Below are 6,043 nucleotides of genomic sequence, written 5' to 3'. Positions count from 1 at the left end.
ACGTAAGGTTCCCTGTATTCCTTCGTCAGCATGCTATTGGCTTCTTCATCTCCTTTAATCCGCATTCTCTCGGGATCAAAGTAGAGGGTTCTTCCCACCCGGTAGGAAATATTGGCCAGGTGGATCAGGGCACACGAATAAACCCCTTCTTCAATTGGAGCATTTAGGTTTGACCGGTCGTTTGCACGGACAGCGTCTGCAAAATTTTTATAATGGTTGCCCAGTCCTCCTCCGGTCTCTCCCGGCTCTTTTTCTTTGCCCATAAACGTTTGCCATTTATCCACAGTTTTGACCATATATCCCTTGGATCCGTAAAATGTATTGCCTACGGTATTCTGTGAACTGGTCATATAGGAAGTTGTTCCTCCTTCGGTTTTCATTGCCATTCCTCCATTGTCGGTTATCCAGTGCCTGACTTCAAATTCCATCATTTTCTTATTATCTCCACTGCCGGCGGGATTGGGAAATTCAAAAACAGCCATCAGCGTATTGGGAGTTTCCTGGTCGTCGTCAAACATAAAATGACCGCCCATGGCTGATACTTTCGTCGGCAGTTTAACGCCCAGGCCCAGGCGGGCAACATCTACCTCATGTACGCCCTGGTTACCCATATCTCCATTCCCGTAGTCCCACTGCCAATGCCAGTTATAATGGTAGCGGTTTTGCGTAAATGGCTTTTCCGGGGCAGGTCCCATCCAAAGGTCATAGTGAAGGCCTTCGGGAACAGGTTCCGGCTTTGCCGTTCCGATGGTATCCCGCCACTTATAGCAATATCCTTTGCCCATGTAAACTTCTCCAAGCTCACCATTATGCAGAAACTCTGCCATGGACTGAGCACAGGGATTGCTTCGCTGTTCAGCGCCATCCTGAATAATAAGATCATATTTATTGGATGCTTCAAGCAGCTTCTGGCCCTCCCAGAAAGTATGGCAACAGGGTTTCTCAACAGTTACGTGTTTTCCGGCCTGCACAGCCCAGATGGCTGCCGGTGTATGCCAATGATTGGGGGTAACAATGGAAACGGCATCAATGTCGTCGTCTTCGAAGAGTTTTCGCAAATCCGTATAGATCTTCGGTTTTTTAAGACCCTTATCGGTAAAATGTTCCTTTACTCTTGACTTAAAAAGGTTTTCGTCAACATCACATATAGCCGCCACTTCAACATTGTCCAATGCATTGAAGTTGCTGATATGAGATTGTCCCATACCATGAATACCAATCACCGCAATATTTAAACGATCGTTTGCACCTTTCCAGCGTTCGCTGTTGCCCCATAAGGTGTGGGGCATTGTAAATGCTGCACTACCTGCAGCGGCTGTTTTTATGAATTCTCTTCTTTGCATAGCTCTAATTTTTAAATTTGTTCAATATCAAACCAAAATATCTTATTTAAACTTCTGAGTATTTATTGACTGAATATTAGGGACCAAAAGTTGAATAACACCCAATGCCACCATATAGCCCAATGCGGCTACAATGAAAGGTATGGTATATCCTTCCACGGGGGCACCCTGTAATAAACTGCCTACTCCAATGGCAGCCAGTGCCGAACCAAATGTGCTGGCTGCACCGCCAAGGCCAACAACGCGTCCAATAGCCTGCCCTGGAAAGATATCGGATGAAAGGGTAAACACATTATTGGCCCATCCGGTATGCCCTGCAGCAGCCAAGGCTATCAATGCTATGGCAACCCACCCGTTCTCCACCTGAGTGGCAAACATAACCGGTAAAACCACAATAGCACATGCGAGCAGGGTTAATTTCCTGCTTCGGTCAACACTTAAACCTCTTTTGATTAAACGGGAGGACATTCCCCCAAACAAAACACCTCCTGCATAGGCAGTAACATAAATCACCACAAGAGGTAAGGCGACTTGATCAATGTTGATCCCAAATTTTTTATTTAGAAAACTCGCCCCCCAGAATACATAAAACCACCACACAGGATCGGCCAATAGTTTGCCTACCACAATGGCCCAGGTCTCCTTATGTTTAATCAGTTGAATATGGGGAATCTTATTTTCCTGAGAAGCTGGAGAAAAGTCCTGATCGGATTTTATGTAATCCAGTTCCTCCTGATCCACTCTTTTGTGGTTTTCCGGCAATTTATAGTTAATGATCCAGAGAACCATCCAGATCAAGCTCAGTAAGCCGGTAACAAAGAAGCACTCTTGCCAGCCATATTTTATCAGGACAGCCGGGATTACAAAACCGGCAATAATGATACCGAGCTGCGAGCCTCCATTAAAAATACCCGTAGCAAAAGCCCGCTCTTTTTTGGGGAACCATTCAGCTACCGACTTTATGGCTGAAGGAAAATTACCTGCTTCGCCAAGCCCCAGGAAAAACCTGGAAATCCTCAAATGTATCCAGCTTTGTGCAAAAGCATGGGTTACACTTGAAAGGCTCCATACGATAATGCTGATAAGATAACCCAGTTTGGTTCCCAAACGATCAATCAAATACCCCATAGCAAGGTTACCTATTCCATAGGCCAACTGAAAAGCTGAAACAATTTTACCATATTGCTGCTCTGTAAAATCCAGCTCATTCATCAGGGTATCCTTGAGCAAACCGATCAAAAAGCGATCGGCATAATTGATAGTGGTGGCAAAGAGCAATAGCGACAGAATGATCCAACGATATTTTATCATATAATCATCAATAAAGGTTGATTAATAGATTCCGTATTCCTGTAAGGCGTTCCACATAGCCATTATATTCTCTACCGGAACTTCCGCCTGAATGTTATGTACCGTATTAAATACAAAGCCTCCACCGGGTGCAAGTGCATCAATATTTCTTTTGACATCATCTGCAACTTCATCCGGAGATCCGTTGGGAAGAATGCCCTGAGTGTCCACTCCACCGCCCCAGAATGTTATGTCATCGCCGAAATCCCGCTTCAAAGTTACCGGATCCATTCCTTCAGCCTTAATATGGACGGGATTTAATACATCTACCCCCATTTCAATAAAATCGGGTATGATGGCTCGCACATTTCCACATGAATGGAAGAATAAATAAGAGTCAGGAGCTTCATTTTTAATCGAATCCAATACCCTTTTCATATGGGGTTTAAATATTTCTCTGAACTGATCGGGAGAAATTAACTGAGAGGTTTGCGTGCCATAGTCATCCGCTTCAACAACCACATCTACAACATCATGTAATTCGCGTAAAGCCATCTTCCAGAATTCAATTTTCAAATCTGCAAGCTTCCCGATCAGCAAATCAGAAAATTCCGGGTAAAGCATGGGGTCCATTAATGCATTTTCCATTCCCCTGATCCGCTGCATCATTTCAAAGAGACCTGCACACAGACCTTTCAACACTACAACCTTCCCCTGCCCTCTATATTGAATGGCTTTCTCGCGCAATCCCTCAATTCTTCTCTTATCACCTGCATCAGGCCAGGAATGTTCCTCAATGGCACTGGCATCAGGAGTAATATCTCCAAGCGGATTTTTAACAATGGTATACCAATGGCCGTTCTCTTTGGGAAAATGATGAATGATTCCCCATTCATCATGGTATTCCCAATCAGAACCTACATCTTTTAACTGAGCTTCGACATCCCAGTTATGACTTGTCAAAGGAAACAACCCTCTTGTATCCACTTTTAATGTCTCCAGCAGATCCTCAGAAGGCATAGCCAATTGCTGAATGGAATCAGAAAGCTCTATTTCCTCCTTTAGCAGACCCAAATGTTCCCTTAAATTTCGGTAGGCAACAACCGATATACCAGTTAACTGGGTGCTTCCCATGTCATAAGGCACCCTGTCCGGCTTTTCATGATTCAGTGCTTTTAATACTCTTTCTCGTGAATTCATATTGAGAAAATTTTACAGTTCTATAATATTTTTTTAAAACTTTATATTGCTTATGGGATATCCAAATAATTAGCTTATTCCATTGGTGATTTCTCTTTCATTTTTAGATAACGCACCAACCAAATATAGGTCAAAATTCCTATTAAAATATTGGTCAGGAATGCCGACCAGAATACACCTGTCAGACCCAGGTATAAGGAAGCCAGCCAAGCCAATGGCACATAAAGGCCAAACACTCTCAGGAATGTTAACCCTGCAGCAGGTAATGGGTTGTTGACTCCGATAAAAACATTCTCTCCGAGTATAAGAATACCCTGAAACCCATAACTGAATGTTATAATCAGTAAATATTTAGTTGTAATGTTAATCACATCAATACTTTCACTAAAAATCGATGCAAAGGGTTTAGCCCACATTTGAACCATAAAAAACAGCAACAATCCCCAAACCAAAGCAAAAAGCACAACAATATTAAAACCTCGTAATAAACGTTTTACTTTTCCTTTACCCCAATTCTGACCTGCATAAATGATCATTACCGAACCCAATGCATTTACAAGAATCAGAAAAAACAACTCCAAACGGGATACAATACCGAAGGCTGCCACTGCCTCATTTCCAAACTTTGAAATAATGCGGGTAACAATGCCCATAGAAAACGGTGGAATCAGTATACAAGCTGAAGCGGGAACTGCTATATAAAAAATTTTTTTCCATATCCGTATCACTTCCTTCAAAACAGGCAGAAAAACAGTTAGCAACTTCTCTCTTTTGATCAGAACACAGATTATCAGAATCATGCCTGTTCCCCTTGATATTACAGTTGCAATGGCCGCACCCTTAATAGAAAGAAAGGGAAAAGGTCCATACCCAAAAATCAGCAAAGGATCAACTATGATGTTCAATACTGCTGAAAAGGTCATAATCATTCCGGGTGTAAAAGTATCCCCGGTAGCCCGGATGACGTTATTCCCCACTATGGGAACCACCAACACAAGCATACCCCAGTACCACACACTCATGTAATCTTTAATAAGGGAAAGCACTTTATCGGAAGCTCCCATTAAACTGAATAAGGGATTAATGGTTAATTGTCCGATCACCACCACGATTCCCACAAACAAAACTCCCAGCAACAGAGCTTCAGTGGCATATTCTCTAAGAACTATTCGTATCTCGCTCCCAATAGACCGGGACATCAGTGAAGAGGTACCAAGACCAATACCTGAGGCCAGTGCATTTACAAACATTACCACCGGAAACGTAAATCCCATTGCAGCCAATTCATCTACACCCAATTTACCAATGAAATATATGTCGGTTAAATTAAACACCACCATCCCTAAAAGACCCAAAACCATTGGCCAGGTGAGTTTCAAAATCATGGGAGCTATGGGTTCCCGCGTCAAATCGCTTTGTATCGATCTCATTCCTGTTCCAACCCTTTCAAATGATTGAATATAGTTCGACCCATTGGTTCAGCAGATCAAAAGCCTGTTTTTACTTTTCACGGATATAACCCGCTTCATTAAATGACTGTCATCTACTTTTACTGCATGGTGATTTCCCATTAAGGCATAATACATAACCATCCCATAAAATAAGTCAAAGAACAATTCTCTATCTTCGTTTCTATCTGGTATTTTATTGGATAGAAACCAGACTCCAGTTAATACCCTGTATTTATAGCTTTATCACTCAAAAAAGAACATACGTTTACCATTTTTTTATTTTTCATCCTTCACAGGATACCGGACACGGACATCACGCAAAGCTCCTGCAGTACGCCATGTACAAATACCGAATGGCCTGGACCACATAACCTCCATCCGAACTGAGAGGCGATGGTTCTCCGTATTAAAATCCACCACCTTTTCCTCGTCAATCCATGCCTTAATATCCTGTTCGGTAACCCGCAAACGGATGTGATACCATCGATCATTTTCAAAATTACGTATTGTACTGGTTGAATTTTCAGAGGCATCGAATCCATCAATACTGCTTAATCCCACCAAGGTACCACCCCAACCGCCTACAATTAGAGAACAGAATTCATCCTCCACGGGGAAAGTCATCCCACAGAAAAAATCACTTCCTTCTACCCGCTTGGCATCCAAAGTCACTTCATAATTCACATTGGGGAAATCCCGCTGCCAGGTAACTCCTGTACATTCATGCCCTTTTCCCAACTTAAGCATTTGGTCTTCAAC

The 6,043-nt window shown here is 42.6% G+C and carries 5 protein-coding genes; all 5 read right to left on the bottom strand.

What is annotated here, in order from left to right; all coding sequences use genetic code 11:
* On the bottom strand, window positions 1-1,343 hold a 1,343-nt coding region (locus tag KGY70_15745; protein MBS3776649.1), incomplete at its 3' end, for a Gfo/Idh/MocA family oxidoreductase.
* Window positions 1,344-1,385: 42 nt separating this feature from the next.
* Window positions 1,386-2,654 carry an MFS transporter gene (locus KGY70_15740; protein ID MBS3776648.1) on the bottom strand — a complete coding sequence of 423 codons (1,269 nt, stop codon included), beginning with the start codon at window positions 2,652-2,654 and terminating at the stop codon, window positions 1,386-1,388.
* 21 nt (window positions 2,655-2,675) lie between these two features.
* Window positions 2,676-3,833 carry a hypothetical protein gene (locus KGY70_15735; GenBank protein MBS3776647.1) on the bottom strand — a complete coding sequence of 386 codons (1,158 nt, stop codon included), beginning with the start codon at window positions 3,831-3,833 and terminating at the stop codon, window positions 2,676-2,678.
* 74 nt (window positions 3,834-3,907) lie between these two features.
* Window positions 3,908-5,263, bottom strand: coding sequence for an MATE family efflux transporter (locus tag KGY70_15730; protein MBS3776646.1), 1,356 nt, complete (start codon window positions 5,261-5,263; stop codon window positions 3,908-3,910).
* Window positions 5,264-5,560: 297 nt separating this feature from the next.
* On the bottom strand, window positions 5,561-6,043 hold a 483-nt coding region (locus KGY70_15725; GenBank protein MBS3776645.1), incomplete at its 5' end, for a DUF1080 domain-containing protein.

It is taken from the genome of Bacteroidales bacterium (assembly GCA_018334875.1).
GTDB lineage: Bacteria > Bacteroidota > Bacteroidia > Bacteroidales > UBA12077 > JAGXLC01.
The sequence above is the reverse complement of the archived record's forward strand: the minus strand, read 5'-3'. Positions and strand labels throughout refer to the sequence as shown.

What these genes read in the sequence shown, in the direction of transcription:
- KGY70_15740 (MBS3776648.1), bottom strand. Translation starts at nt 2,654, where the DNA reads ATGATAAAATATCGTTGGATCATTCTGTCGCTATTGCTCTTTGCCACC.
- KGY70_15735 (MBS3776647.1), bottom strand. Translation starts at nt 3,833, where the DNA reads ATGAATTCACGAGAAAGAGTATTAAAAGCACTGAATCATGAAAAGCCG.
- KGY70_15730 (MBS3776646.1), bottom strand. Translation starts at nt 5,263, where the DNA reads ATGAGATCGATACAAAGCGATTTGACGCGGGAACCCATAGCTCCCATG.